Origin of the sequence: Clostridium vitabionis, assembly GCF_015351765.1 — a bacterium.
Taxonomy (GTDB): domain Bacteria; phylum Bacillota; class Clostridia; order Lachnospirales; family Lachnospiraceae; genus Clostridium_R; species Clostridium_R vitabionis.
This window is the reverse complement of sequence record NZ_JADKQA010000002.1, coordinates 1-22,200: the sequence shown is the minus strand read 5'-3', so window position 1 is coordinate 22,200 and position 22,200 is coordinate 1. Positions and strand designations below refer to the sequence as shown.

Below are 22,200 nucleotides of genomic sequence, written 5' to 3'. Positions count from 1 at the left end.
AAGGAGAAGAAAAAATGACTATTGATGTATCAAATGGAAAGCCATTCGGCGAATATGCCGCGATGGATGCCATCGCCAGCGGTGACAAATTCCTTGCATCGAAGGCCGACGGCACCGGAACAAAATCGGCGACGGCCGACCTTTTGAAAGCATTCGTCATCGGCGACATCTCCGGCCTGACGACGGACGACAAAACCGACATCGTGACGGCCATAAATGAAATCGTTACAAACATATCGACCGCCAAGAAACAGATAGAGGCACTAAACGAAATCCTGAAGAATTATTCCGGCGCGGGTGTCCATAATGGCATCTACCGCGGGAAATACCTCGGGTCATCGGTCACATCTGACCAGTGGGCAGCTATCAAGGCGGGCACGTTCGATGATTTATACATCGGCGACTATTGGACCATCAGCGGCGTGAACTGGCGCATTGCGGCGTTCAACTACTATCTGCATACCGGAGACACGGAATGCACAGTCAACCATGTAACCATCGTTCCGGATACGGCCCTGTACAATGCGCAGATGAACACGTCAAATGTCGTCACCGGTGCGTATGTCGGCTCGGCTATGTACACGTCGAATCTGGCATCGGCGAAATCAACCATCAACAGCGCGTTCGGTTCCGGCCACATCCTGAACCACCGGAATCTGTTTGCAAACGCCGTCACGAACGGATATGAAACCGGCATTGCATGGTACGATTCGACGGTTGAACTCATGACCGAACAGAATCTATATGGCGGTGAAATCTTCACGGACCGTATTCAGGGAACGAACTGGGCGGCACATCATACCGTTGATAAGTCACAGTATCCGCTGTTCGCAATGGACCCGACGAAGATCAACATCCGCGCGGATTATTGGCTGCGTAACGTCGCGAGCTCCACGATCTTTGCTCTTTGCTACGCGGGCGGCGATGCGGGCGGCGACTACGCGTCGGGTTCTTTTGGCGTGCGCCCCGCTTTCTCAATCTATCAATCTTAAATCGCCGCCCTTCATGGGCGGCATATCGGAGGAATAAATGTCAGTACCAAAAGGACGCCGTTCGGAAACGAAATTCGAGGCACAGCACCATTTCTATAAATTGCGCGACGAGGTAACAATGCTGATGGTTCGCCGCTTCGGGTTTGACACGGAGCGATATGAAAAACAAATCGCAAGAATCCGAGAGCTTCGGAAGAACGACCCGGACCCGGAGAAATCCGTCGCGAAATACCGGGAGAAATGTGATGCGTTCAACGCGTGGTTCGTTTCCAAGGAATCCGACGCGGTGCTGGAAATCCTCCGGAACATTGAAACGAATTTCACCATCGGGAACAGCATCCACCCGGTGTATTACGAAGAATATTTGGAAAGGAGAAGCCGGATGGATGCGGCAATCGGAAATTGTTTCGCACTAAAGCAGGAAATGCAATACATCATCCGAACCCTGCCCGTCGATATGAATAAATTCGTCCACTATTCGGACGCCATCGACGAACAGATTCGGTTATACCGTGGCGTGAGACAATCCGACAACCGATTCCTGAAAACAATCAAGGGGCGGCCCTTAAACGTCGCGAACTCCACGAACTTTGCTAATTGCAACGCGAACGGCGATGCGAACAGCGACTACGCGTCGGATTCTAATGGCGTGCGCCCCGATTTCATAAGCACCGACGACAAGACCGCCGTGAGCGGCAATGGTGCTGATTTGAAAGGAAGGGCCGTCCCTCCGGATGCGGAATCCGGTAAATGCTAGCGCGTAAAACGCGGGACGGTTTGCCATTTCCACCTGTGCTATGCAGTCAATTACGATTGAACCGCTATCCGGCACTTAAGTAAAAAATGGCATTTAATGAAATCACCGACCTCAACAATTTGTATGAGGCGTTCCGTGCATCCATGCGCGGCAGTTCGTGGAAATCCGAACCGCAACGATTCGAAATTGATTTCCTGTCGGAATTGGTTCAGCTGCAGCACGAATTGACCAGCCGCACATATAAAACCCTGCCGGGAACGAATTTCATCATCCATGAACGCGGGAAAATCCGGTACATTCACGGAAAACGGATGCGCGACCGCGTTGTCCGTCATGTTCTCTGCGACAACGTCCTCGACCCATCATTGTGGCCTTATCTGATTTACAACAACGGTGCATCACAGAAGGGGAAAGGGATTGCGTTCACCCGGAAAATGTTCGAACGGGATTTACACAATTACTGGCTGGAATACCGCACGAACGAAGGATATGTCGGGTTCGCTGATTTATCGAAATTCTATGATAATATCCAGCATCCGAAAATCCGGGAATATATCTATCCGAAAATCACCGACGCGAGCCATTGGCTGATGGATGAAGTTCTGCGGGATTTCCGGGTCGATGTGTCATATATGGATGATTCGGAATTCACGGCGTGTATGGAAACGAAGTTCGATTCCGTGGAATATGCCGCGGCCATTCCTCCGGAAATGAAAACCGGCCGCCGATACATGGATAAATCCGTTGACATCGGAGACCAGGCATCACAGAACATCGGGACATTCTTTCCGACACGGATTGATAACAGAATGAAAATTGTTCTCGGCCTGCCACGATATGGCAGGTATATGGACGACATGTATATCATCGCTCACGACAAGGAAACCGTAAACGCGGCGCTGGATGCAATCATAGAGGAGGCCGGAAACCTTGGGCTGTTCATCAACAAGAGGAAAACGCATATATGCAAACTGTCCTCGCGATTCAAATTTCTGCAAATTCGATACAGTCTGACCGACACCGGCCACGTCGTGAAACGGATCAACCCGGCCACGGTCACGCGGGAGCGCCGAAAACTAAAGGCATACCGCCGCCTGATGGATCGGGGAGAAATGCCATACGACCGCATCGAACAATCATATAAATCATGGATGGGTGACTTCACAAAGATCATGTCGAAACAACAAATCAAGAACATGTCGGAATTGTATTTCGACCTGTTCGGAAGGAGGCCAAAATGGCGAAAGTAACGTACACAATCACACTTGAGGACGGGACGGAAATTTCCAACCTCACATTGAATGGCAACAATTATATTTCCCCAGTGAAGGTCACTGAGGAAACATTCAGCGGGAAACTGGGCGCTGTGACTATTACCGACAGCGACGGGAACTCCGACGCGAGAAAAAACCTCGAACTGGTGCAGATTTCAAAAATCGGCACGAAATACTGGTTCGTCCTTCGAGAGCTATCCACAAATGAGGTTGCAACCGCGAAAACCCGCTGCGACATCGATTATATTGCAATGATGGCTAACATTGACCTGGAGGAGGTGTAATCATGGAACACAGTAAATATTTTGAGAAGGTAAAGCGCTACTACGATATGGGCCTTTGGAGTATCACCCGCGTGAAGAATGCGGTCACGCATCCGACAAAGAATCCGTGGATCACCGAGGCGGAATTTAAGGAAATCACCGGGGAGGATTACACCGAATGAACAAAGACTGGCAATCAATAGCCGAGGGGCAGGCCGCAATCATCGACGGCCTGTCATTTTTGTGCCGCGATTTAATTGATGAGCTGGCCCAGTATTGCAACGTGGACGAGGAAGAAAAACGCCTCGCAGAATTGGAGGCGGGAAATGAATGAAACAATCGCTGTCGCAATTATTACATCCGGAGGCATCGGGACAATCGTGTCGTTCATCACGTTCCTGATTTCCCGGCACGACAAAAAGGTGGAGCATGCGAAGGAAAAAAATTCTGCCGTGGCTCGAATGCTTCTCGCAATCGGCCATGACCGGATTGTATTTCTGACGGCAAAGTACATCGACCGCGGGGCAATCACCGTCGGTGAACGCGCAAACCTCGAACAATTATATGAACCGTATCACGACATGGGCGGGAACGGCGACGGGAAATCCGGGTTTGAGGCGTGCGAGGAGCTGGAAGTCATTTCGGACAGCGAGGCGAAGGCCCGCGATTTGGAAATCAGACGAAAGGAGTTTGTAGCATGAAGAACGAAACATACGACCGTTTGAAGTGGATTGCACAGTATTTTCTCCCGGCGGCAGGAGTATTCTATGCCGCCATCGCGAAGATTTGGAACCTTCCGTTCGGAACCGAGATCACCGGAACTATCGCTGCCGTGGATACATTCCTCGGCGCAGTTCTTGGCATTTCGAGCATGAACTATAAAAAGGGAGGAGGCGCGGCATGAGCAAAACCGAAAACGCTACTGCATGGATGGAAAGAATGGCGGCCGACAATTCCCACGGATACGACCAGATATTCCGCTGGGGGCAGAAGGGCGATTATGATTGCTCTGCTGCCGTGATTTCTGCATGGCAGCAGGCGGGCGTCAAAGTTCGCGACGCAGGGGCCACATATACCGGTAACATGCTTGCCGCATTCCTCAAATGCGGGTTCGTTGATGTAACAAATTCAATCACGCTTTCGACCGGCGCGGGATTGAAGCGCGGCGACGTTTTGTTGAATACGTCGCATCACACGGCCATATATTGCGGGAATGGTCGCGAGGTGGAGGCATCCATCAATGAGAAGGGGACCGCTACCGGCGGGACACCGGGCGACCAGACAGGGCGCGAATTCCTCATCCGTTCATATCGTAACTATCCATGGAATCATGTCCTGCGATACAATGAACCGGACGCAAAGAAATCTGTGGGCGAAATTGCGAACGAGGTTCTTGCTGGAAAATGGGGGAATGGTTCCGATCGGCGCAGTCGCCTCGAGGCGGCAGGATATGACTATTCCGCCGTGCAGTCCGCAGTCAATGCCAAACTATCCGGATCCTCGACAAGAAAAACGTATGACCAGCTGGCCCGCGAGGTTATCGCTGGAAAATGGGGAACCGGGTCGGACCGCAAAAAGCGCCTGACAGCTGCCGGGTATGATTACAACGCCGTGCAGTCCCGCGTGAATGAACTACTTCGATGAAGGGCGAAGCGGCATGCCGCTTTTATGGAATCAATGCGGATAACACCCTCCCGGCGTCAGCGTTGATTGCGACAGACCGGGACGCAATGTCATCCGGAAAATATGCCTCCCCCTGATTCACGCACGCATAGAAAGCACGTGGATTTTCGCGGGTCAGACGATGGAACACAAACTTGATTATTACGGGTGTGTTCATCCCGACCCCGAGTTCCAGATACAGAACACGAAGCCGTTCATGCCGGCGCAGGAAATCCTGATACCGCAGTGCCGCCTGATGCCAGCCCTCGTCCTCCACAAAGCTGTCGTCGCAGCGAAGATTCGTGGTCATCAGTTTTCCGTCATCCGGACATACCGGAACAAGATCAGACGGCACTGTCATTCTGATCGCCGTATCCTTCGGGACAATCAGTTCTTCGTTTTTTCCGATCTGATATCCTTCCGAGAGGATCATCCTGCGGATGACCTCGTAGTTATCGTAGGTCTTGTTCCTCGCCGCCTTGCCCGGGGAACTGCTCTGGAATAAGCCATAATCCCCCTGCGTATAGAAAAGCCGCTTCTTATCGAATCCACTTCTCTGGAAGCAATGATCAACATTGGTTGTCAGGACAAAATAATCTTTGTCCCTGACCAGTGCAAGCAGCCGCTCATAGAGATCTGACGGGATCTGCGCGTACCGGTTGATCCAGATATTTCTGCACCAGTATCCCCAGAATTCTTCCATCGTCTGATACGGATAGAAGCCTCCGGAATACATATCCCGAAAGCCATATTTTCTCCCAAAATCGGCAAAATATTTCTCGAAGCGTTCTCCCGAGTAGGTATATCCTGCCGCAGTCGAAAGACCGCTCCCTGCTCCGATCACAACCGCATCCACATTGGCAAGTTGTTCCTGCAGTACGGATATTTTTTGATCAAAGCTCATTTTCGGACCATTTGTCATGATTGTATCCGGATTAAAATAATACATCTGATGCTCCTTTCCGTAAATGGCAACATCCGGCTGCGTTTAAGCCGCATCATAGAAACATAGAACCATAACCAGCGCTTTCAGGCGATGTGAGAAACAATTTTTGCCGTCTCAGCCTGCGACTGCTCCACACGCCGCGCCGCAGTACTCGCAGTCTTTCAGTTTTCCCTCCGGAAGGAAGCACATCCTGCGCTGTTTTTCGACCAGCTTCCTCACAAAGTCTGTCACCGGATTTTGAAGCAATTCCTTTGGCGTCCCGTACTGCTGGATTTCTCCGTGATCCATCACCAGTACCTTTGTGCCGAGTTCCAAGGCTTCTTCAATATCATGCGTGACAAACAGAATTGTGATTCCGGTCTTCTTATGAATCTCTTTCAGCTCATTCTGAAGCTGTTCTCTTGTGATTGCGTCCACCGCGCCAAAGGGCTCATCCATCAGTAGGATATCCGGAGAGGCTGCAAGCGCTCTGGCAATCCCGACCCTCTGCTGCTGTCCGCCGGAAAGCTCTGAGGGGTAGCGCTCCTTCATAGATTGATCCAGTCCGATGATCTGCATCCATTTGTCCACTGCCTTTTCTGTCCTTTCCTTATCCTTCTTATTCAGGAGGCTTGGAACATAGGAGATATTCTGCTCCACGGTCATATTCGGGAAAAGCACACTGCCCTGAATCGCATATCCGATCCCGCGACGGAGCGCAATCATGTCCTTGTTACGGATATTTTCTCCGTTGACCAGGATATCTCCGCTGGTCGGCGGAATCAGGCCGTTGATCATTTTCAGCGCCGTTGTTTTGCCGCATCCGGAGGAACCGATGATGGTGACAAATTCGCCTTTTTCGATTTCCAGATTGAAATCCGGGACAATGACCGTATCCCCATACGATTTCCGGATATGCCGGAACTCAATCGCTGTATCCATCTCTTATTTCACCAGCCCTTTCTCCGTCAGAAATGCCTCTGCAACGTCCGCAGGCTCCTTCTTTTCCGTTTCTACCTCATAATTCATTTCCTGCATATCAGCTTCCGTCAGGATTTTGTCAAATTTCTGAAGTGCTGTTTGAAGCTCCGGATACTTGTCAAGGATCTCCTGGCGAACGACGATCCCGCACTGATAAGACGGATACATCTGCTTGTCATCTTCAAGCACAGTGACATCCGCCTGAGAGAGCTGTCCGTCTGTCGTATTCACCGGCATGATATCAATCTTTCCGCTGTTCATTGCCTGATATTTCAGCCCCATGTCCATGTCGCTGGTCGATTTAAAACTGAGTCCGTAGGTGCTGCAGAGCTTGTCATAACCATCCTGCCGTTCAAAGAAATCGTACTCCGCGCCAAAGACCAGTTTTCCATTAACTTTCTGTAGGTCAGAATACGTTTTCAGTCCATACTTGTCCGCGATCTCTTTCCGGACAGCTATCCCGTAAGTATCATTGAAGCCCAGCATCACATCCCAGGTAAGTCCCAGCTTGTCCTGATACTCTTTCTGCAGCTCTTCAAACTGATCCTCCGAATACAGGCTGTCCCGTTTTAGAACCATGTTCCAGCCAGTTCCGGTGTATTCCGGATAAAGATCAAATTCCCCGCTCTCCATAGCCGGTTCAATGTTGGATGTACCACCGCCGACACCCTGTGTCAGGTCTACGGTCAGCCCCGTGTCCTGTTCGATCACTGTTTTCAGCATTTCTCCGAGGATATACTGCTCGGTCATCGGCTTCGTAGCCAGATGAATCACTTTATTGCTCCTATGTGGAAATGCGATTCCAGCAATCATGCAGACAATCAAAGCCACAGCTGTCACAGCCATGATCCGGTTCTGTTTTTTTGCCTTCTTTCCATGCAGATTCATCCTCTTCTCCACAAAGCCAAGAAGAAAATCCACGACAAGAGCCAGAACCGCAATCAAAAGGCTGCCCGCAATCGTCATCGCAGCATTATTCGTTGTAATGCCGCGGTAGATCGCGACGCCAAGCCCGCCGGCGCCGATGAAGGACGCGATGCCGGCAAGGGCGATTGTCATCGTGACCATGTTCCGGATGCCGGAGAGGATCACCGGCATCGCGAGAGGAAGCTGCACGCGAAACAGAACCTGCTTCTTTGTACTGCCCATGCCCTTTGCCGCTTCCAAAATTGCAGGATCCACGTTGGTCATGCCTGTATACGTATTTCGCACCATCGGGAGCAATGCATAGATGGTCAGTGCGATTATTGCCGTCGCATTGCCGATTCCGGAAAAAGGGATCAGAAAGCCCAGCATCGAAATTGAGGGAATGGTATATAGAAAGTTAATGACGCCAAGTGTCGGCTTCGCGCTCTTCTGATATTCACTGATCAGAATCCCGACAAGTCCTCCGAATACAATGGCAATCAGAATTGCCGCGATCGAAATCCCGATATGTTCAAGGAGCAGTTTTCCGAAAAAGTCCCATTTGGTGGTCAGTAAGATCCATACATCCTTCAGCATCTTATGCTCCTCTCCTTATAATTGCCTGAACCGGGCAGTTCTCAAAACAGAGTCCACAATGCAGGCAGTGCTCCTGATGGATCCGGAATGGTGTCCCCTTCGTAATGCACTGCTGCGGGCAGCCGCGCATGCACTTCCCGCAGCCGATACAGACATCGGTAATCAGAAAACCTTTTTCACGCGGTGCATGACAAATTTGCGCCTCTTTTCCCGTATTCTGCGTTGCTTCTCTCGAAGCCTCCGCACTGCCAAACACGAAGCCTTCCCTATAAATCGGGCTTTTCCCGAGATCAAAGAATTCCAGTTCCCCTCTGCTGATGCAGAACGGTTCCAGAATATAGCGGCTCTCGCCCGGGTAAACGCCATTCATCACCGGATTCTCCTCAAAAATCCGATCAATCCAGTATTTCTGATCTGTCAGCGTTTCTGCCTTCCCGGACAGGCGTACCATCTGGAACTTTTTATTCAGTCCGGTAACGGCTACGTCCGGATGTTCTATGAGCTGACGGTAAAAATCCTTTCCACGACCGGTGCAAAAATACAGCTTATCCTGCCCCACGATCATCACGTCGATGATCCGAACCTCCGGCTTTCCCTCGTCATTCACCGTGGCAAAAGCCACATCCTTAATCTCCCTAAGGATATCCAGACAGTTCTGTGCATTCATGTATTTTCTCTCCTCCCTGAGCTACAATGTGACTTTCTTGATGTAATATATTTTATTTCATCTGCTTTGTCAATAAGTTTCCGGGATTTTCCAAGCACGATCGCCGGAGCATTTTGTTGTCAAAATGTACCCAGAGGGCATGAAAAATTAACGTATCTGGCATGATAAAAGGCACCCCTCTCAGATTGATTCTGAAAAGGAGTGCCTTGAAGGTTTTTGGAACTGGGATGTGTGTCAGATTTTCCGCCCGTGATTTTCTCCGGATCAATACAGCTTCGCGCCGGCCGGAATGTGGTTGTCCACCATCAGAAGATGGAGCTCTTCCTCGCCGCTTCTCTCGTTCACCGCGGACAGGAGCATGCCGCAGGAGTCGATCCCCATCTTCGCTCTCGGCGGGAGATTCGTGATGGCAATCAGGGTCTTTCCGACCAGCTCTTCCGGCTCGTAAAAGCTATGGATACCGCTAAAAATCACGCGGTCCGTGCCCGTTCCGTCGTCCAGGACGAACTTAAGGAGCTTCTTACGACTCAAAATCTCCGAGAAGCTGCACCTCGTCCAACATGTGAACTTCCAGAGATTTTACAACTAAAGCACCAGATAACGAGCTTCTTTGCAGTCTCTGGAAGTTTTTCCCGTTTCAGTCTTCCTCTTCTGGCAAGCTGCCCTTGATGTAACGGAGGATATCCTCATAGCTTCGGGAGCTTTCAGCGATTGCCTTCATCAGTTCCTCGCTCTGCAGTGCTTTCTTCTTGTCCAGCAGCTCTTTCAGTTCCTGCGTCAATTGATCATACTGTTGCCTGTTCTTACTGATTGCCGTTTCAAGCTTACTGATCTTTTGCTCCAGTGCATCTCTGCTAATTGTTCTTGCCATTACTTTGTTCCCTCCTTTAGCGCACTATTGATGCAGGCAGCCTTATATTTCACATAAGATGCATCAATTCCAAAGGCGCTCAGGATTTCTTTCTGTGTCTTGGTCACCGCATGATCCATCCTGTACACGTTATCCAACTGCCTGCACATCTCGATTTTTTCCAGCTCCCGGATAGCTGCAGGCACCGTGAAATAATTTGGCTTTTTTAGCATAGTGCCTGCCTTGTCTTTTAACGCGGTATAAATTCTGCAGCGAATGATTAGCGCAATAAATCCGATAAAGATCTTGTTATTTGCCGCTTCTTCCGAGGCAACCCGGAGCGCCCCATTGCCAAGGTAGGACTTATCTGCGCGGAACAGTTTTTCTGACGCATCACGGTTTTTATACAGGCTGATTGCCTGCTTTGCATTCATCTTTTCCGATGTGATGATGGCAAAATAACCGCACAATTCCAGCTCGTCCCGGATCACCTGAAGCTTCGGCTCTGCGTAAACAAACATGCCGCTTTCCTTATCCCTGTGCAGGAAGAAGTATTTTTCAAATGTCGGGCCAAACTCCCGGTCTTCATCGCGGTGTGCATCCAGGAAGCTCTGCATCTGCTGGATCTTCTCTTCAAATCTGGCGCGTTCACCGGCCGCTTTCGCCGCGCTATAATACATATGTACATACCGCTTCCTGGTATCTGATGCATACACAAAAGTGTGAACCGTCTTCCCGTACACGCCGAATTCCGCGATCTGATTACCCCAGTCGTTCTCAAAGGAGCCTTTCTGCTGACGGATCTGATCATGAATAAAGTCCTTGATGCCTTTCACCATAATAATAAATGCAAATCCGTTTTCATCCATAAACTTCAGATTTTCTTTGCTGAAATAGCCCCGATCCAAAATAAAACCAATGTTGTTGTACCCGTACCCTTTTGCCTTCGCGATCATGTACTGCAGCTGCGAAACGTCATTGATGCTTCCCGGATACTTCTCATACATCAGTGGCTCACGGTTGTTCACATCGTAACCAATGGCATAATTAAAGATCGGCAGGCCGGCATCGACCTTCGCTGCGCCATACTCAATCATGCTGATGTCACCGGCTTCACAATTCTTGTTTGTAGAATCGTAGGAGATATAGACCCGTTCACGCTTATTCCGTTCCTCATTCCAAAGATTCAGAAAGTTCTGCCGCTGGTCTTCACTGAGATCCCGCAGGAAATCAGAAATCGTTGAATCACTGTAGATCCTCATATTTGGTGTGAAGAGTGGATGGTTATACGCATAATCCGGATAGTACTGTGCCGCATTATTTTCTGTAATGACGGAGTAGGCAGCCAGGTCAAGAATCATCCCGCTGTTTCTGACGCCAAAAGCAGCCTCCAGTTTCTCGCCCAGCCCGAGATCCTTCACCACCTGATTGATCACCATATATGTGCCGGCTTTCAGTGCGCTGCTCCGGCCGGCATCACCACGTTCCCCGGCTGCTTCCACCTCCGGAAAGAACTTTCGAAAGTTCTCATTCGGGCACATCTTATCCGGATCTTCATCCGACAGTTTTCCGATCGTCGATCTTTTCACGATCGTATACTTGCGTTTTGGATCATAGGCGCGATCGTATTCATAGTACACGTACTTCGCATTTCCCTTCTGTCGGAAAGTGATTTTTCCCTTTTCATCCGGCACATCAACAAGGTAACCAAGATACATAGCTTTCTCCAAAATTAAATAGTGGTATTTACGACTATATATAGTGTATCAAAAAATCCGCACAATTGCAAGCAAAAATGCGGAATTATCCAGTGTTTTCAAGGCTTTTGGGGCGTTGTATTGCGCGCAGTTTTTCTCTAGTTGCACGTTTTATTGGAAGTCAACATATAGGCGATCGTCTGAATCTTCCGCGCGCGGCACCAGTTCTGCATCTCACGCTGCTGATAACTCGGGTGGCACTCCAGCTCATCGATCGCCGGCAGTGCTCCGAACTCTCTTCCGATCTCCTCAATCTGTTCCGGCAGGAAATTCGACACACCCGCTGTTCGCACAAGCCCGCGCTCCTGAAGGCGCAGCATCTGCTCCCAGGCCTTCAGCCGCACATCTGCTTTCGTGCCCGGCCAGTGCAGCAGATACGCATCCAGATAATCCGTGCCCAGTTTCTTCATGGTCTGCACCAGCGCGTCCTCCAGATTTCCGAAGGACGTCGGCCACGCTTTCGAGAGCAGGAAGAGATCTTCCCGCTTTGCGCCAGCTTCCGATATCCCCTTGCCGACCTCGTCTTCATTGCCGTACTTCTCCGCCGAGTCGATGTACGCGTACCCGGACCCGATTGCACAGGCCACCGCTTTCACCATCTCGTCCCCGAACGCGTTATAGCAGCCGAATCCCATCTCCGGTATCCGATTGCCGTCCGCAAGATTCAAATACTTCATCCAGTTACTCCTTCTCTGCTCAGTTTTCCCGCCCGGCTGCAGCGCTTTCCGCCTGCATGCGGATCAGATCCGCCTCGGTCTCCGCCCGGATCTGATCCGGTGTCTTCACCGGAGGCAGAAGCACGACTTCGTCGCCTTCTTTCACATGCCCGCCGCGGATCACGCGTGTGAAGACGCCTTCCCGCGGCATGATGCAGTCGCCCATCCTCTGGAAGATCGCGCAGCCGTGATGGCACTTCTTCCCGACCTGCGTCAGTTCGAGAACCGCTTCGCCGATCTGAAAGCGCGTCCCCAGGTCCAGCGTTTTCAAATCCCAGCCCTCTATGATCAGGTTTTCTCCGAAGGAACCGTCGTGGATCTCGGCCCCGCGCTTTCGGAAATCTTCGATTTTCTCGTATGCAAGAAGGCTGACCTGCCGGTGCCAGTGTCCGGCATGCGCGTCCCCCTGCAGTCCCCAGTCGGCGATCAGATCCCCCTCATGGATATTCACTTTTTCTGTCCCTTTCGCGGGACTGGTGCACACTGCCAGCAGTCTCCCCATGTTTTCTCCTTTTCAGCCGCCGATCTCGTTCATGCCCCGTTCTTCGCGGTCCTGCACATATGCCGCGGCACTTCCGAAACGGTGCTCCCGCGGTTTCCCCGCGATCGCTTCCTCCCAGGCGCGCTCCAGATCCTGATCCGTGCCGCCTCCGCGCAGGATCCCGCGCAGATCCGTGCCGCAGTCGTACTGCAGGCAGGTCTTCAGAAATCCGGTGGATGTCAGCCTCACCCGGTTGCAGGAACTGCAGAACCTGTGGGAGATCGCGCTGATAAATCCGATTCTCCCCCGGAAGCCCGGGATCGCATAGTAGCGCGCTGGACCATTGCCCAGCTTTTCCTCCACCTCCGTCATCGTGCCGAACGTTTCCTCCAGACGGCGGCGGATCAGATACTCCGGAATGGGGCGGAAACTGCAGCCGAGCCCGATCGGCATCATCTCGATGAAACGGACATGAACCTCATGCTCTTTCGCGATCTGCGCGACCGGAATCAGATCGTCCTCGTTGATTCCAGGCAAAGGCACACAGTTGATTTTCAGCTGCATCCTTCCCTGTGCGATCGCGTATCTCAGACTGCGGATCACCCGCTCGAATTCGTCCCGGCGGGTAATCGCCTGATAGGCGGGGCTGTTCATCGTATCGAGCGAGATCGTCACACTGTCCAGCCCCGCGTCTGCCAGTTCCTCATACTGATCCGCCAGAAGCACTCCGTTCGTCGTCAGCGTCACCTGCTCGATGCCCGGGACCTGCTTCAGTTCGCGGATCAGGCTGCTCACATGCCCGCGGACAAGCGGTTCCCCGCCGGTCAGTTTGATCCGGGTCACGCCCTTTTTCGCAGCCGTGCGTGTGATTCTGGCAATCTCCTCATACGTCAGGATCTGATCGTGTCCGACATCCGGGACGCCGTCCGCCGGCATGCAGTAGAGACATCTGAGATTGCAGCGGTCCGTCACCGAAATCCGCAGGTAATTGATCTTTCTTCCGTACTCGTCATTCATCTGATGAAGTCACCGCTCTTTCCGCCCGATTTCGCATCCAGATGGATCTCATCCAGTTCCATCCGCCGGTCGATCGCCTTGCACATATCATAGATCGTCAACAGTGCTGTGCTGACGCCGGTCAGCGCTTCCATCTCCACACCGGTCTTCCCGTCCACCTTCACCGTGCAGACCGCACGGATCGTCAGGTGCTCCGGATCCGTCTCGAAATCCACCGCACACTTCGTGACCGGCAGCGGGTGGCACATCGGAATCAGCTCCCAGGTGCGCTTCACCGCCATGATACCGGCGACGCGCGCCACATTCAGGACATCGCCTTTTTTCACGGTTCCCGCCAGGACAGCGTCCATCACCGCCCGGTTGACGCGGATCAGGCCGGATGCCTGCGCGGTGCGGCTGGTCACCGCTTTATCGGACACATCCACCATCACGGCGTTGCCCTTCTCGTCAAAATGGTTCATCTTCTGTTCTGCCACAGCTGCTCCTCACGCTCCTTTTTCCTGTCTGACCTGTTGCGAAAATTTCTCGTCCTCATCCTCCGCCGAGCAGGTGAATGATCTCCAGGTCATCCCCCTCGGCAAGCTGTGCCTGCCCGTACTGTTCCGGCCAGATCAGCTTTCCGTTGATCTTCACAACCAATTTCGGCCAGGTAAACTTCATATGTTCGATCACGCCCTGAACGGTCAGGCCTTCGTGCCAGTCCTGATATGGTCTGTGATTCAGCATCATCTCTCTCATCTCCTCAGAAGGAAACCTCCTGCCGTCTGCTCTGCGCGGAAACTCCGGCACAAACCGTGCGGCGTCACCGTGCACGGCAGGATCTGCCGCCTTGTCACATACAGCCCGGCGGTCTGCCGCCGGGCTGTGTCACTGTGAATTTTCTGTTTTTATCTTAACACAAACAGTTGCAAATTACAAATGTACCGGAATGCCATCACCTTGCACAGTTGCCCGCCTGTCCGGTCAGAATCTCCAGCCCGTGCCGCAGCGGTCCGAGAATAAAACTCAGATTCTCCCGAACCGCCTTAGGACTCCCGGGCAGATTGATGATCAGCGTGCTTTTCCGGATGCCTGCTGCCGCGCGGGACAGCATGGACCGGTCCGTATACTGCATGCTGTTCGCGCGCATGGCTTCCGGAATGCCGGGAACGTCCCGCTCCGAGACTGCCTTCGTTACCTCTGGCATAACATCGCGCGGGGAAAAACCTGTTCCGCCCGTCGTCAGGATCAGATCCGCAGACCCCTGATCGCAGATTTCCATGATTCTTGATTTCAGCCGGTCGAAATCATCCGGCAGAAGGTCGGCCGACACGATCTCATAGCCTGCCTCCGTCATCATATCCCGAATCACCGGACCGCTCTGATCTTCCCGCGTCCCGGCGTAACCGGAATCACTGGATGTAATGATCGCCACTCTCATCCCCTGCACCTCCGGCTCAGATCACGTCCGGACCGGCATCCGGCTCCGCATCCTGCAGCGGCGCCACGATCTCGATCAGTTCCGGCAGATCCATCCCGAGTTCTTTCAGATACTCGATCTTCGGAACACCGTTCAGCGTCCAGCCGCGCTTCGGGTAAACCGAATTGATCAGCTTTGTGTACTCACCGGCACGGTACTTCCAGGTCTCGTTCATCTTCTCTTCCGTGCTCATCTGCGCAACCTTCTCCTTCGGGATGCCGGCGCGCTCCGTCAGCTGCCCGTCGTAGCGTTCCTGCCGGGAGAGATATTCATGCTCCGTAACCGGGCCCACCGCGCGGTACGGGATCGCGTCATTCTTCCGGAGTCCTTTGCCCATGCGGATATCAAAGATTCTCTGGAAATCATAGACGCGCTCGGACTGCCGGATCAGATCCTTCTCGGTCACTTTCTTCCCGGTCACGCCGTAGAACAGATCGCAGTAGTTCTGCAGATGCTCCGGAACTTTCGCCGGTTCCGACGTCTCCGCATTGTCCGCGGGAGCAATATCGTTCCACGGCAGCTTGCACAGGCCGACCAGTCCGAACCAGGTGCGGAACATCGGGAAGAAATACAGCGCCTCCGCCTTGTCCGCGAACGTCGGGATCTGGTTGTTGACCTGATCCATCCAGATCAGCCAGGCTTCATCATGCTGCGGTCCCTTGTTCGTCAGGCCGAAGCCGCCCTGCTGCGCCAGGGATTCCTTCGAGCCGTACTCGGAGAACTCCATGCCCTTCATCTCCATGCAGAAGCTGTCCATCTCCTTGAGATTGCCCCAGCCCTGCTCCGCAAAGTAAAGCTTCTGCTTATGTGCGCCGAGCGCGGCGATCTTTCCGAAGCCCTCGTTTTTCGCCATCATGTGCATCATCTCGAGGGAGGATCTCCAGTTGCCCCAGGTCAGATCCAGTCCGCCGGTGCGCTCGCTGTTCAGAATTCCCCTCTCCCAACACTCCATCAGGAACGCTGTCATGGTGCCCCAGGAGATGGTATCAAGTCCGTAGGTGTCGCAGTAGAAGTTCAGCTCCAGGATCGCCTCCGGGTCAATAATTCCGCAGTTCGGTCCCAGTCCCGCGGCGCTCTCGTACTCCGGCCCGTCGACGCAGACGCGCTCGCCCGCATAAGGTCCCGTCTTCAGCAGGAAGTGGTCCGCCGTCTTCGCGCACGCAAGAGAGCAGCCGTACCAGCAGCCGTCCGCGCCGCCCTGCGTCAGATATTTCTCCTTGAACACGCCGGGCCCGAACTTCGGCGCATCCGGGGTGCCGCCGTACTGATAGTTGTGGAACGGCAGGATATCGTAATCGCTCAGCGTCTCGATCGAGTAGGCAGTACCCGTCTTGCGCATGCCGTTCTGCTTGCTGTCGAGCTTCGCGACCTCGCGGTGGAACTTGAGTCCGTCCTTAAACAGGATATCGAGATCCGCAGGATTGTTCAGGTTCGCCTTGACCGGTCCGAAGCGGCAGACCACCGCCTTGATGTGCTTGTCAGCCAGCACGCGGCCCATGCCGCCGCGGCCCGCCTGTTTCAGGCGGCAGACGTTCCTTCTCGGATCAAAGAAGCTGAAGTTGATCATGGCCATGTTCGCGTATTTTGCGGCACTGCCCGAACATACCACTGCGATGTTCTTCTTGTCGTTCTCGTCCTCGGCGTATTCATTGGTCAGCTCCTCGGTCAGCAGGTGCGCGTCCTCGTGCTCTTCCGGCGCCGTCTCGATGGAGATGGTGTTCTTCATGCCGTCGATGACGATGATGATGTCCTCCCTGGCCTTGCCGACCAGCTCGATCATGTCGAAGCCGGAGAACTTCAGGAACGGGCCGAAGTAGCCGCCGACGTTGCAGTCAACCGGGATGTCCGTCATCGGGGAAAGGGTTGCAAGAAGACATTTGCCCGTGCCGCCGTACTGCGTGATGCCGGCGATCGGTCCCGGAGACATGGTGATCGCGTTCTCCGGGCTGTCCCACCGGGTCTCAGGGGTAACGTCGTCCCACAGATACCGCAGGCAGTATCCCTTGCCGCCGGTGAATTTTTCCTTCACGTCCGCGGGGATATCGAAAATCTGAATCTCGTTTGTGCCGATGTCGATCCGCAGGCGCTTGTCCGTATATCCTCTCTCGAGCGGAGTGTGCTCATAGGACATCTCCGCGATCAGGCAGTGCGCCTGTTTCATCTTCGTGATCTCGGCCGGATCGGGATTGGCATAGCGTGCTACATCTTTCATTCTGATCATGGTTCTTCCCTCCTCAGACTTCTTCCATCCAGATCGCACCGGTCGGGCAGGCTTTCACGCACAGACCGCAGGAAGTGCATTTCGACGGTTCCAGAGCTCCTTCCGCATGCACCATGACGTCCTGCGGGCAGAACCCCACGCACATGAGACATCCGGCGCACTCTTTTTTGTTCAGCATATATACGCCCTTCGGATTCGGCCGGATCACGACCGTGTTGCAGACCGACGCGCAGATGCCGCACTGGTTGCAGGCTGCGATGTGATGTCCCCCATCCGGAAGATCCGTGATCCGGATGCAGGAGAGCTGCGGATCCTGTTTTTTATAGTATGCCATGGAACAGGCATTCTCACAGGATCTGCACCCGATGCATTTTGATTCATCTTTGGCAATTCGCTTCATTTGTGATACCTCCTTGACCGACACTGCTGTGTTCCTGCCGATGCACCGGATCTTCCCGGCACCTGCTGCCGCAATCGCGCGGCCCGCGGCAGATTTCCGCATGCGGATGTTCACTGTTCCTCTTCGCTGAATATGACCGGATCTCCCGTCCGGATCACGCCGCTTTCCACGACGCGCGCATACCAGGCGCTCCAGCGCAGCAGGCAGGCCTCACGCTTCGGAAAGCGCGGACACTCCGGAAAGCAGAGCTTCCTGCTGTCCGTGATCTCCAGCACGGCGCTGCCCGCCCGGAATCTGTCCCCGGGGCGAAAGGTCCTGCCGCCCGCAAAGCTTACGGTGATGTTCGCCTTATACCTGGGAAAGCACAGTCCCTCCTCCGGCTGCCGCGCCATCCACACGGCCGCGGCAGCATCGGTCACAGAGATCTGCTTCGGACCTCCGTCCGCGTGCCGGTCGCCGGCGAGGCCCGCTCCTGCCATCGCCCGCACCTGCGCCACGGCGGTCCCGGGTGCGCCCTTCTTTTCAAAAATCTGCAGGCTTTCGACTGCAGTATGCTGCCTGCTCAACTCTGATCACCTCCGTTCACATAGATGATCTTCCCTGTCTGGCGAAATGCATACCCGCCCAGGGCAAGCACTCTCTTCCGGAATTCCGGATCATGCAGAAGCTGCAGGAAATCCTGCACCTGCGGAAGTTTCAGGAACCTCACCGGAATCGCGAAATCGTACTCTTCCGGACCGACCTCCACAAAATCCAGGTGCATCGCCCGCGCGGCAGATTCGATTCCCATGCCGGCGTCCGCGGCGCCGGAGGCAACCTGTGCCGCCACCGCCATATGCGTCGTCACCTCGCGGTCATAGCCGCGGATACTCTCCGGATCGATGCCGGCCTGCTGCAGCCGGTAATCCAGCAGAACCCGGGTTCCGGCGCCCCGCTGGCGGTTCACATACCGGACGCCCGGCAGATCCTCCACGCCCCGGATGCCCAGAGGATTGCCCTTCTGCACCATGATGCCCTGGATCCGGTCGAGACCCTTGACCAGTGCGATGGGTTCCGAGAAGAGCTTTTTCAGCGTCGGGATGTTATAGACGCCCGTCTCCGGATCCAGCAGGTGGGTCGGCGTGATATGCGCCTCTCCGCGCCGCAGCGCCATCAGCCCGCCGAGGCTTCCGACGTGCGTGCTGGAGATAAAATAGCCCGGAAATCTCTGCGGCATCATATCCGCCACGATATCCAGGATCAGATCGTGACTTCCGATGATCACCGCCGTGCGCCGGATCTCATCGAGAGACCGGAACAGATCGACCTCCACCGGATCACCCGCTTCCACGCCCTCGCTGTTCTGCGGAATCACGCAGAAACCGTCCGCGCGCACGAGGCTCATCGCAGCGCCTGCGCCGCGGGCAAGCGGTGAGGCGACCAGTTTTCCGCCGACCTCGCCGACCTTCACCCGGACATACTCCCGGTACTTGAGCGAGGAGACCAGACGCTTCGAGACCACCGCCTGCACCTTCGGAAGTTCCTGCGCCGTCCGCCCGGTCAGACGGTCCAGCACCGGCGTGACGAAATTTCTGAAATTGATCCATGCACTGACCGGATATCCCGGAAGCCCGATCACCGGCTTGCCGCGGACCACCGCGAGGATCACCGGCTTACCCGGCTTCACCGCCACGCCGTGAATCAGCACCTCACCGAGTTCCCGGAGAATATGCACGGTGTAATCTTCCGTGCCGGCGCTGCTGCCTGCGTTGATGATGACCAGATCATGATCATCGACCGCGCGGTCCACCGCATTGCGGATGCGGTTATAATCATCCGGGATCGGGGCAAACCGCTCCGGATCGCCGCCCGCCTCGCGGACCATCGCCTCGAACACGCGGGAATTAGATTCGATGATATCACCGTCTTTCGGCTCCGTCCCCGGCTCTATGATCTCCGTGCCCGTCGGGAAGATCGCGACTTTCGGCTTTTTGAACACCCCGATCTTTGTGACGCCGCCTGCCAGGAGCACGCCGATATCCACCGGACGGATCCGGTGATGTCCCGGCACCAGCATCTCCCCCTGGACAATATCTTCGCCGATCGGCCGCACATGCTGCCAGGGCGCAGCGGCCGCCATCAGGCGCACGCTTCCGTCCGGCAGTTCCGTCACGTCCTCCGCCATGACCACGGCGTCCCACGGATCACGCACCGGATCGCCCGTATCGACTGTGATAAACTCGTCCGGAGAAAGGATCACCGGTGTGCGCTCGGAAGCGCCCTCCGTCCGGGATGCCGTCACGGCGATCCCGTCCATGGCCGCCGCGTTATAAAGAGGCGAACAGTACTTCGCGCTGACCGCATGCACCGTGATCCGCCCGAGACTTTCCGGCACCGGCACCTGTTCCGCTGCCGGAACCAGGATCTGATCCAGCGCCTGCATATAAACCGCCTGTGCTTCATCAGCAGGAGTGTTTTTCAGATACAGATTTCTCTTTGCCATGCCTGCAAACCCTCCTTCAGGCAAATGCATGCACCAGCGTCAGATCGCCGGCATGAAGGCCTTCCTCGTTCACATCCATCATCAGGTATCCGTCCGCCCCTGCCATCGTCGTGATCAGTCCGGACTTTCCGAAAACCGGCACGGCATCGTAAGTGCAGATGCCGTCCGGTGAGCAGTGCTCCGCAAGTCTTACCGGTACGCACGTGGCTTTCCCGGGCGCTGCCGCAATGTTCTCCGTCACACGTGCCGGAACCGCATGCGGTGCTTTCTGCCCTGTCACAGTACGCCAAAGCGGAGCGGCCAGGAGAGAAAACACGGTCAGTGCCGCAACCGGATGCCCCGGAAGCCCGATCAGCAGTGTGCCGCGCGCACGGTCCAGCGCCAGGATCGTCGGTTTTCCCGGTTTGAGTGCAAGCCCATGGGTAAAGACGCCGCCGCAGGACACCTCGTCCAGGACCTGTTCCGTGTCATCCTTCACACCCTGCGAGCTTCCGCCGGAGGTCAGGACCAGATCCGCCTCCTCCGAAGCGCGCCGGACCGTATCCCGGAACCGTTCCCTGTCATCCGGGATGCAGACCGCCGTCACCAGTTCCATCCCTGTCTGCCGCACCGCAGCTGCCAGCGACCAGGTGTTGATATCGCGGACCTGTCCGGGCCCCGGAACGTCATCCGCCTGCACCAGCTCATCGCCGGTGGAGATGACGGCCGCTTTCCAGGGAACAAAGACCGGTACGCTGCGGACCCCGGCGGCAGCCAGTGCCCCCGCCTGCGCGGGCCCGATCCCTGTGCCTTTCGTGAGCAGGATTTCGCCGGCTTTGACGTCCTCACCCGGGCGGACCACATTCTCACCCACGGCGACCGCCGCCTCAGCGGCGATCTCGTCACCGGTCAGCATCTCGCAGTATTCCACCATCACCACGGCATCCGCTCCGGCCGGAAGCATGCCGCCGGTCGGCACATAAGCGCACTGCCCGGGAGCAAGGCGTGTCACGGCAGGATGTCCGATTCTCACCGTCTCCGCAACCTTCAGAAAGACGGGAACAGAATCCGCCGCACCCGCCGTGTCCTTCGCGCGGACGGCGTACCCGTCCACGGTGGAGCGGAAAAATCCGGGAATGTCCTCGCCCGCCCGGATGTCTTCCGCCAGAATTCTGCCCGTGCAGGAAGCGAGAGGAACCAGTTCCCTCTGCACCGGATGCGCTCCGAATGCCTCCAGGAGCTTTGCCTGCGCCTGCGCAGGCGTGTCAGTCTGTAAAAGTTTCATGATCTTCTCTCCATATACGCAAAAAGGCTCAGCCGGAGAGACCGCTGCTCTCCGCACTGAGCCAGGTGTTCTGTGCGATCCGTCACTTCGCGCGGAGAGAAATCCATGGATATGCCTGTCCCTCCCTCACTTCCGGAGATCCGGAATGTCAGGTACTGCCGTCCTCTGCAGGAACGGTACGCGAAGCAGCGGCTGACATGGAGATTCTCCGGGGAGAATCCGCGCCGCGCCCCTTCGGGCAGGCTCCGGACGATTTCTTTCCAATGTCTTCCGGCGCAGGCCGGAAAACGGGAGGCCCGGGCGTTTCCTCCCGGACCCTTTGGCCGGGGATCCAGGCATAAAAGCCGGAGGATCCGGGGCTCGAAATGGCCGATCTGTCTGTTCTGTTTTACTGCATCTACTATAACATACTTTTTCCGCGGATGCACACGATTTATTGTGAACTTCCAGAGATTTTACAACTAAAGCACCAGATAACGAGCTTCTTTGCAGTCTCTGGAAGTTTTTCCCGTTTCAGTCTTCCTCTTCT

Annotated in this window: 27 protein-coding genes, 1 pseudogene and 1 riboswitch; of the genes and pseudogenes, 10 read left to right on the top strand and 18 right to left on the bottom strand. The window is 54.7% G+C overall.

All coding sequences use genetic code 11. The features are described from left to right. The first annotated feature begins 14 nt into the window (after positions 1–14). The 9 genes from ISF27_RS04945 to ISF27_RS13260 all read left to right on the top strand — a co-directional run bounded on the left by ISF27_RS04945 (position 15) and on the right by ISF27_RS13260 (position 4,930). Complete coding sequence (locus ISF27_RS04945; protein WP_194609791.1) at positions 15–992, top strand: hypothetical protein; 978 nt, start codon at positions 15–17, stop codon at positions 990–992. Positions 993–1,029: 37 nt separating this feature from the next. Continuing rightward, complete coding sequence (locus ISF27_RS04940) at positions 1,030–1,749, top strand: hypothetical protein (protein ID WP_194609789.1); 720 nt, start codon at positions 1,030–1,032, stop codon at positions 1,747–1,749. Between the two features lie 86 nt (positions 1,750–1,835). Continuing rightward, positions 1,836–2,999 (top strand): RNA-directed DNA polymerase, encoded by a 1,164-nt coding sequence (locus ISF27_RS04935; protein WP_194609787.1) that lies wholly within the window; start codon positions 1,836–1,838, stop codon positions 2,997–2,999. Then, a complete protein-coding gene (locus tag ISF27_RS04930) occupies positions 2,987–3,307 on the top strand; it encodes a hypothetical protein (RefSeq protein ID WP_194609785.1) in 321 nt (106 codons plus the stop codon). Before ISF27_RS04935 ends, ISF27_RS04930 begins: the two co-directional genes overlap by 13 nt. A 2-nt stretch (positions 3,308–3,309) precedes the next feature. After that, complete coding sequence (locus ISF27_RS04925; protein WP_194609783.1) at positions 3,310–3,468, top strand: XkdX family protein; 159 nt, start codon at positions 3,310–3,312, stop codon at positions 3,466–3,468. Then, positions 3,465–3,620 carry a hypothetical protein gene (locus tag ISF27_RS04920; RefSeq protein WP_194609780.1) on the top strand — a complete coding sequence of 52 codons (156 nt, stop codon included), beginning with the start codon at positions 3,465–3,467 and terminating at the stop codon, positions 3,618–3,620. Before ISF27_RS04925 ends, ISF27_RS04920 begins: the two co-directional genes overlap by 4 nt. After that, positions 3,613–3,987, top strand: coding sequence for a hypothetical protein (locus ISF27_RS04915; protein WP_194609778.1), 375 nt, complete (start codon positions 3,613–3,615; stop codon positions 3,985–3,987). The genes ISF27_RS04920 and ISF27_RS04915 overlap by 8 nt, the downstream gene beginning before the upstream one ends. Next, the gene (locus ISF27_RS04910; protein ID WP_194609776.1) at positions 3,984–4,190 is read left to right on the top strand and encodes a phage holin; all 207 of its coding nucleotides are present in this window, start codon (positions 3,984–3,986) and stop codon (positions 4,188–4,190) included. Before ISF27_RS04915 ends, ISF27_RS04910 begins: the two co-directional genes overlap by 4 nt. Beyond that, a complete protein-coding gene (locus ISF27_RS13260) occupies positions 4,187–4,930 on the top strand; it encodes an endolysin-like domain-containing protein (protein WP_235986036.1) in 744 nt (247 codons plus the stop codon). The genes ISF27_RS04910 and ISF27_RS13260 overlap by 4 nt, the downstream gene beginning before the upstream one ends. A 22-nt stretch (positions 4,931–4,952) precedes the next feature. On the opposite strand, the gene ISF27_RS04900 is transcribed toward ISF27_RS13260, so the two are convergent. The 15 genes and pseudogenes from ISF27_RS04900 to ISF27_RS04830 all read right to left on the bottom strand — a co-directional run bounded on the left by ISF27_RS04900 (position 4,953) and on the right by ISF27_RS04830 (position 17,925). After that, positions 4,953–5,897, bottom strand: a complete 945-nt coding sequence (locus ISF27_RS04900) for an SIR2 family NAD-dependent protein deacylase (protein ID WP_194609774.1) — start codon at positions 5,895–5,897, stop codon at positions 4,953–4,955. A gap of 111 nt (positions 5,898–6,008) precedes the next feature. Continuing rightward, entirely contained in the window at positions 6,009–6,815 is an 807-nt protein-coding gene (locus ISF27_RS04895; protein WP_194609772.1) for an ABC transporter ATP-binding protein, read from the bottom strand. A 3-nt stretch (positions 6,816–6,818) separates the two neighbouring features. After that, positions 6,819–8,357, bottom strand: coding sequence for an ABC transporter permease/substrate-binding protein (locus tag ISF27_RS04890; protein ID WP_194609770.1), 1,539 nt, complete (start codon positions 8,355–8,357; stop codon positions 6,819–6,821). 1 nt (position 8,358) lies between these two features. Then, complete coding sequence (locus tag ISF27_RS04885; RefSeq protein ID WP_194609768.1) at positions 8,359–9,024, bottom strand: pyridoxamine 5'-phosphate oxidase family protein; 666 nt, start codon at positions 9,022–9,024, stop codon at positions 8,359–8,361. Positions 9,025–9,288: 264 nt separating this feature from the next. Then, a pseudogene (locus tag ISF27_RS04880) lies at positions 9,289–9,546 on the bottom strand (hypothetical protein); the annotation flags it as partial. A gap of 115 nt (positions 9,547–9,661) precedes the next feature. After that, complete coding sequence (locus ISF27_RS04875) at positions 9,662–9,895, bottom strand: hypothetical protein (RefSeq protein ID WP_194609766.1); 234 nt, start codon at positions 9,893–9,895, stop codon at positions 9,662–9,664. Continuing rightward, the gene (locus ISF27_RS04870) at positions 9,895–11,592 is read right to left on the bottom strand and encodes an IS1634 family transposase (RefSeq protein ID WP_194609764.1); all 1,698 of its coding nucleotides are present in this window, start codon (positions 11,590–11,592) and stop codon (positions 9,895–9,897) included. Before ISF27_RS04870 ends, ISF27_RS04875 begins: the two co-directional genes overlap by 1 nt. A 137-nt stretch (positions 11,593–11,729) precedes the next feature. After that, a complete protein-coding gene (locus ISF27_RS04865) occupies positions 11,730–12,308 on the bottom strand; it encodes an aldo/keto reductase (RefSeq protein ID WP_194609762.1) in 579 nt (192 codons plus the stop codon). A gap of 19 nt (positions 12,309–12,327) precedes the next feature. Next, the gene (locus tag ISF27_RS04860; protein WP_194609760.1) at positions 12,328–12,849 is read right to left on the bottom strand and encodes an MOSC domain-containing protein; all 522 of its coding nucleotides are present in this window, start codon (positions 12,847–12,849) and stop codon (positions 12,328–12,330) included. A 12-nt stretch (positions 12,850–12,861) separates the two neighbouring features. Then, the gene (moaA, locus tag ISF27_RS04855; RefSeq protein ID WP_194609758.1) at positions 12,862–13,845 is read right to left on the bottom strand and encodes a GTP 3',8-cyclase MoaA; all 984 of its coding nucleotides are present in this window, start codon (positions 13,843–13,845) and stop codon (positions 12,862–12,864) included. Continuing rightward, the gene (gene moaC, locus ISF27_RS04850) at positions 13,842–14,306 is read right to left on the bottom strand and encodes a cyclic pyranopterin monophosphate synthase MoaC (RefSeq protein ID WP_194610529.1); all 465 of its coding nucleotides are present in this window, start codon (positions 14,304–14,306) and stop codon (positions 13,842–13,844) included. The genes moaA and moaC overlap by 4 nt, the downstream gene beginning before the upstream one ends. Positions 14,307–14,376: 70 nt before the next feature. Then, positions 14,377–14,583 (bottom strand): sulfur carrier protein ThiS, encoded by a 207-nt coding sequence (gene thiS, locus ISF27_RS04845; RefSeq protein WP_194609756.1) that lies wholly within the window; start codon positions 14,581–14,583, stop codon positions 14,377–14,379. 196 nt (positions 14,584–14,779) lie between these two features. After that, on the bottom strand, positions 14,780–15,265 hold the full coding sequence (locus ISF27_RS04840; RefSeq protein WP_194609754.1) for a MogA/MoaB family molybdenum cofactor biosynthesis protein: 486 nt from the start codon (positions 15,263–15,265) through the stop codon (positions 14,780–14,782). Positions 15,266–15,281: 16 nt separating this feature from the next. Then, the gene (locus ISF27_RS04835; RefSeq protein ID WP_207727392.1) at positions 15,282–17,525 is read right to left on the bottom strand and encodes an aldehyde ferredoxin oxidoreductase family protein; all 2,244 of its coding nucleotides are present in this window, start codon (positions 17,523–17,525) and stop codon (positions 15,282–15,284) included. A gap of 13 nt (positions 17,526–17,538) precedes the next feature. Next, on the bottom strand, positions 17,539–17,925 hold the full coding sequence (locus tag ISF27_RS04830; RefSeq protein ID WP_194609752.1) for a 4Fe-4S binding protein: 387 nt from the start codon (positions 17,923–17,925) through the stop codon (positions 17,539–17,541). Between ISF27_RS04830 and ISF27_RS04825 the strand changes: the two genes are divergently transcribed. Then, positions 17,858–18,055, top strand: a complete 198-nt coding sequence (locus tag ISF27_RS04825; RefSeq protein WP_194610610.1) for a hypothetical protein — start codon at positions 17,858–17,860, stop codon at positions 18,053–18,055. The two genes, ISF27_RS04830 and ISF27_RS04825, sit on opposite strands and share 68 nt — an antisense overlap. On the opposite strand, the gene ISF27_RS04820 is transcribed toward ISF27_RS04825, so the two are convergent. From ISF27_RS04820 to ISF27_RS04810, 3 genes are read right to left on the bottom strand one after another with little or no spacing between them, the layout of a single operon-like run. Beyond that, positions 18,036–18,491, bottom strand: a complete 456-nt coding sequence (locus ISF27_RS04820) for an MOSC domain-containing protein (RefSeq protein ID WP_194609750.1) — start codon at positions 18,489–18,491, stop codon at positions 18,036–18,038. The two genes, ISF27_RS04825 and ISF27_RS04820, sit on opposite strands and share 20 nt — an antisense overlap. Further along, positions 18,488–20,407, bottom strand: coding sequence for a molybdopterin biosynthesis protein (locus ISF27_RS04815; RefSeq protein ID WP_194609748.1), 1,920 nt, complete (start codon positions 20,405–20,407; stop codon positions 18,488–18,490). Before ISF27_RS04815 ends, ISF27_RS04820 begins: the two co-directional genes overlap by 4 nt. 16 nt (positions 20,408–20,423) lie before the next feature. Beyond that, positions 20,424–21,671, bottom strand: a complete 1,248-nt coding sequence (locus ISF27_RS04810; protein ID WP_194609746.1) for a molybdopterin molybdotransferase MoeA — start codon at positions 21,669–21,671, stop codon at positions 20,424–20,426. A gap of 237 nt (positions 21,672–21,908) precedes the next feature. Beyond that, positions 21,909–22,049, bottom strand: a riboswitch (molybdenum cofactor riboswitch). Between the last annotated feature and the right edge of the window lie 151 nt (positions 22,050–22,200).

Bases quoted from the DNA above. Each gene is read 5' to 3' on its own strand.
- ISF27_RS04945 (WP_194609791.1), top strand. From the start codon at position 15: ATGACTATTGATGTATCAAATGGAAAGCCATTCGGCGAATATGCCGCG.
- ISF27_RS04940 (WP_194609789.1), top strand. From the start codon at position 1,030: ATGTCAGTACCAAAAGGACGCCGTTCGGAAACGAAATTCGAGGCACAG.
- ISF27_RS04935 (WP_194609787.1), top strand. From the start codon at position 1,836: ATGGCATTTAATGAAATCACCGACCTCAACAATTTGTATGAGGCGTTC.
- ISF27_RS04930 (WP_194609785.1), top strand. From the start codon at position 2,987: ATGGCGAAAGTAACGTACACAATCACACTTGAGGACGGGACGGAAATT.
- ISF27_RS04925 (WP_194609783.1), top strand. From the start codon at position 3,310: ATGGAACACAGTAAATATTTTGAGAAGGTAAAGCGCTACTACGATATG.
- ISF27_RS04920 (WP_194609780.1), top strand. From the start codon at position 3,465: ATGAACAAAGACTGGCAATCAATAGCCGAGGGGCAGGCCGCAATCATC.
- ISF27_RS04915 (WP_194609778.1), top strand. From the start codon at position 3,613: ATGAATGAAACAATCGCTGTCGCAATTATTACATCCGGAGGCATCGGG.
- ISF27_RS04910 (WP_194609776.1), top strand. From the start codon at position 3,984: ATGAAGAACGAAACATACGACCGTTTGAAGTGGATTGCACAGTATTTT.
- ISF27_RS13260 (WP_235986036.1), top strand. From the start codon at position 4,187: ATGAGCAAAACCGAAAACGCTACTGCATGGATGGAAAGAATGGCGGCC.
- ISF27_RS04900 (WP_194609774.1), bottom strand. From the start codon at position 5,897: ATGTATTATTTTAATCCGGATACAATCATGACAAATGGTCCGAAAATG.
- ISF27_RS04895 (WP_194609772.1), bottom strand. From the start codon at position 6,815: ATGGATACAGCGATTGAGTTCCGGCATATCCGGAAATCGTATGGGGAT.
- ISF27_RS04890 (WP_194609770.1), bottom strand. From the start codon at position 8,357: ATGCTGAAGGATGTATGGATCTTACTGACCACCAAATGGGACTTTTTC.
- ISF27_RS04885 (WP_194609768.1), bottom strand. From the start codon at position 9,024: ATGAATGCACAGAACTGTCTGGATATCCTTAGGGAGATTAAGGATGTG.
- ISF27_RS04875 (WP_194609766.1), bottom strand. From the start codon at position 9,895: ATGGCAAGAACAATTAGCAGAGATGCACTGGAGCAAAAGATCAGTAAG.
- ISF27_RS04870 (WP_194609764.1), bottom strand. From the start codon at position 11,592: ATGTATCTTGGTTACCTTGTTGATGTGCCGGATGAAAAGGGAAAAATC.
- ISF27_RS04865 (WP_194609762.1), bottom strand. From the start codon at position 12,308: ATGAAGTATTTGAATCTTGCGGACGGCAATCGGATACCGGAGATGGGA.
- ISF27_RS04860 (WP_194609760.1), bottom strand. From the start codon at position 12,849: ATGGGGAGACTGCTGGCAGTGTGCACCAGTCCCGCGAAAGGGACAGAA.
- moaA (WP_194609758.1), bottom strand. From the start codon at position 13,845: ATGAATGACGAGTACGGAAGAAAGATCAATTACCTGCGGATTTCGGTG.
- moaC (WP_194610529.1), bottom strand. From the start codon at position 14,306: ATGAACCATTTTGACGAGAAGGGCAACGCCGTGATGGTGGATGTGTCC.
- thiS (WP_194609756.1), bottom strand. From the start codon at position 14,583: ATGAGAGAGATGATGCTGAATCACAGACCATATCAGGACTGGCACGAA.
- ISF27_RS04840 (WP_194609754.1), bottom strand. From the start codon at position 15,265: ATGAGAGTGGCGATCATTACATCCAGTGATTCCGGTTACGCCGGGACG.
- ISF27_RS04835 (WP_207727392.1), bottom strand. From the start codon at position 17,525: ATGATCAGAATGAAAGATGTAGCACGCTATGCCAATCCCGATCCGGCC.
- ISF27_RS04825 (WP_194610610.1), top strand. From the start codon at position 17,858: ATGGAACAGGCATTCTCACAGGATCTGCACCCGATGCATTTTGATTCA.
- ISF27_RS04830 (WP_194609752.1), bottom strand. From the start codon at position 17,925: ATGAAGCGAATTGCCAAAGATGAATCAAAATGCATCGGGTGCAGATCC.
- ISF27_RS04815 (WP_194609748.1), bottom strand. From the start codon at position 20,407: ATGGCAAAGAGAAATCTGTATCTGAAAAACACTCCTGCTGATGAAGCA.
- ISF27_RS04810 (WP_194609746.1), bottom strand. From the start codon at position 21,671: ATGAAACTTTTACAGACTGACACGCCTGCGCAGGCGCAGGCAAAGCTC.